The sequence below is a fragment of the Variovorax sp. E3 genome (assembly GCF_016082275.1).
GTDB lineage: Bacteria > Pseudomonadota > Gammaproteobacteria > Burkholderiales > Burkholderiaceae_C > Variovorax.
Genome location: NZ_MOWM01000306.1, coordinates 1 through 2,819, shown reverse-complemented (window position 1 = coordinate 2,819; position 2,819 = coordinate 1). Strand labels below are relative to the sequence as shown.

Genomic DNA, 2,819 nt, shown 5'->3' with positions numbered 1-2,819 from the left:
CGAGCGGCTGCGCATCGGCGCGCTGCCCAGCGTGGCGCCGGCCCTGTTGCCGGTGGCGCTGGCGCGGCTGCGCGACAGCCGGCCCACGGTGCAGATCGTGGTGAAGAGCGCCGCCAACGCCGCCTTGCTCGACGAGCTGCGCGCCGGCGAGCTCGACCTGGTGGTTGGCCGCATGAGCGATCCGCGGCTGATGGGCGGCCTGAGCTTCGAGCTGCTGCACACCGAGCCGCTGGTGTTCGCGGTGCGCGCGGGGCATCCGCTGGTGTCGAAGGGGGCCTCGAAGGCGGTGTCGGTGCAGGCGGTGCTCGGCTATCCGCTGGTGGTGTACGGCGAAGGCACGATCCCGCGCCACAACACCGAGAGCTTTCTGTCGGCGCGCGGCCTGGTGCTGCCGACCCATGCGCTGCAGACGCTCGACGTGGCGGTGGCGCGCGCGCTGGTGGCGGTGTCCGACGCGGTGTGGATCACGCCGCTGGGCGCGGCGCGCGGCGAACTGGCCGACGGGCGGCTCGCGCGGCTGCGCATCGAGACCGCCGGCACCGAGGAGCCGGTCGGTTTGCTGCAGCGCAGCGATGCTGAGCCCTCGGCCCTGCGCGGCGCCATGGCCGCACTGCTGCGCGAGGTGGCCAAGCAGCAGGGCGCGGCGCCGGCGCCGCCCAGGCGCAAGCCCCGGGCTTCTAGCTAGTCAGGCAGTCAGTCAGTCCTTCGTCGCCCGGCGCTGCACGCAGGCCACGTAGCCCTCGCCGTCCGGCGGGCGGCCGGCGCGCTGGCTCTCCCACATCATCTGGCCCAGGCAGTCCATCGCCTCGTGGTGCGCGTGCAGCAGCGAGCCGCGGCGCGCGGCCAGCAGCTCGACCGCCTGGCGGATGCCGCGCGGCTGGTCGATCGAGCATTGCTCGCTGATCGACAGGTGCATCGACAAATGAAGGAACGGGTTCTCGCGCCCGTTCGATCCGTCGTAGACCCGCGCCACCGCCGCGTCGGCGTCTGCCAGGTCCTCGTGGTATTCGGGGTGCTGGTCGATCCAGCCGGCGGCGATGGTCTCGAGCGCTTCCATCGGCAAGCCCTGCCGGTGCTTGGCGTACACGTCGCAGAAGAAGCGGCGCACGTCTTCCTGGGAGGGATTGAACATATATAGATAAGAGCGAAGAAAAAAGAGAAGAAAAGGTCAGCCGAAAGAATGCATTTACGGGGGCTCGATGTGGCCGGCGTTCCGGGTACACGGCGTTACATCGTTACGTAACGAATCGCGAAATGACCTTCTTACGAGCTGTTTCCACACCCGCCGGGCAGGCTGCGAAAAAGAAAAATATCCATGTAAATCAAAGGCTTGCGGCGTTTATGGGCGCCTTGGCATGGGCCTGGACAAAAGCGGCACGCTAGTTGCCCCTGAGTAGGCATCTTTTGTCACAGAGGCTGCCATGAACGCTCCACAAGCATCGACCGTTTCGACCGAAGGACTTGCCGCCGCTGGCGCAGCTCCTGTTGTCATTGCACAAGCCACCGTCACTCCGCTCGGTACCCCCGGCGCGTTGAGTTCGGCGGCCCCTGCCGCCGCGACTGGCCCCGCCAGCATCGGCACATTATCGAATGCCACGCCGGGCGTCGCAGTGATGCGCGACGGTGTCCGCATTCCGGTCGATGGCAATCAGACCCTGGTTGCCGGTGACCGCGTGATCGTGCCGCAAGACGGCCACGCCAACGTCATGTTCCCCGGCTCGGCCACCAACAAGGCGCCGCTGTCCGGCGTCTTCACCGGCGGCACCGACGCCACCATCGGCTCGACCAAGCTGCCCGGCGGCCTCGAACAAGTGAATGTGGATGTCGCCCAGGGCGACCTGCAAGTGACCCCGCCCGACAGCGACGCCGACGCGGCCGCGCTGGCCGTGACCAAGAAGCTCGCCGCCGGCAGCGGCATCGGCCTGGGTGAATTCGCGCTGGGCGCGCTGGGTGCCGCGGCACTGGGCGCCGCGCTCAGCGGTGGTGGTGGCGGCGGCAGCGACAGCGCCTTCCCGCTGCTCGTGGGCTCGGGCAACCCCGGCGGCGAATCGGACGCGGACGCGGATTCCGATGCGGACGCGGATGCCGATGCTGATGGGGATGCGGATGCTGACGCCGATGCCGATGCCGACGCCGATGCGATGCCGATGCCGATGCAGATGCAGATGCAGATGCAGATGCAGACGCAGACGCAGACGCAGACGCCGATGGCGACCACCTCCTCGATCCGGGCGACGGCCTCGTCGGCCACGTCCTCGACGGCGCGGGCGGCGCGCTCGGCCTCGGCACTGCGCTCGCCCCCGTGGCCCACGCGGTCGACGGCCTGACCGACGTCCTGGACGACGTGCTGGCTCCGGTGCTCGGCACCAACTTCAAGCCCAACAACCCCAACGAGTTCGACCCGGTCGACAACACCGTCGTCAGCGTCACCCACCTGCTGGGCGGCGCGCTGAGCCCCGCGCTCGACGGCCTGCTGGGCGCCGGTGCCACGAACCAGATCCTCGGCTCGCTGAACCAGCAGGTCGACTACCTGACCGACGCGCTGCACAACGGCCTGGAGAACCTGCTCGGCGACAAGGGCATCGTGACCGGCCTGACCGGCGCCCTCGGCCTGGGCGGCGTGACCGACCAGCTGCTGGGCAAGGACGGCGTCGTCGGCGACGTGCTGGGCAACGTGCTGGGCGATGGCAGCCTTGTGGCCGGCCTGCTCGGCGACAAGGGCCTGGTCGGCGGCTTGCTCGGCCAGGACGGCGTGGTCGGCGGCCTGCTCGGCGACAAGGGTGTCGTGGGCGGCCTGCTCGGCGAAGTGCTGGGCCAGG

The 2,819-nt window shown here is 69.5% G+C and carries 2 protein-coding genes and 1 pseudogene; 2 read left to right on the top strand and 1 reads right to left on the bottom strand.

What is annotated here, in order from left to right; translation table 11 throughout:
* Window positions 1–685, top strand: a 685-nt coding sequence (locus BMG07_RS40370) for a LysR substrate-binding domain-containing protein (protein ID WP_198089170.1), incomplete at its 5' end; no start/stop codon positions are given.
* Between the two features lie 12 nt (window positions 686–697).
* Here BMG07_RS40370 and BMG07_RS40365 read toward each other — a convergent pair.
* Window positions 698–1,132 (bottom strand): DUF1841 family protein, encoded by a 435-nt coding sequence (locus BMG07_RS40365; RefSeq protein WP_081271722.1) that lies wholly within the window; start codon window positions 1,130–1,132, stop codon window positions 698–700.
* Window positions 1,133–1,421: 289 nt separating this feature from the next.
* Between BMG07_RS40365 and BMG07_RS45290 the strand changes: the two are divergent.
* Window positions 1,422–2,819: pseudogene (locus BMG07_RS45290) on the top strand (hypothetical protein); the annotation flags it as partial.

Bases quoted from the DNA above. Each gene is read 5' to 3' on its own strand.
- BMG07_RS40365 (WP_081271722.1), bottom strand. From the start codon at position 1,132: ATGTTCAATCCCTCCCAGGAAGACGTGCGCCGCTTCTTCTGCGACGTG.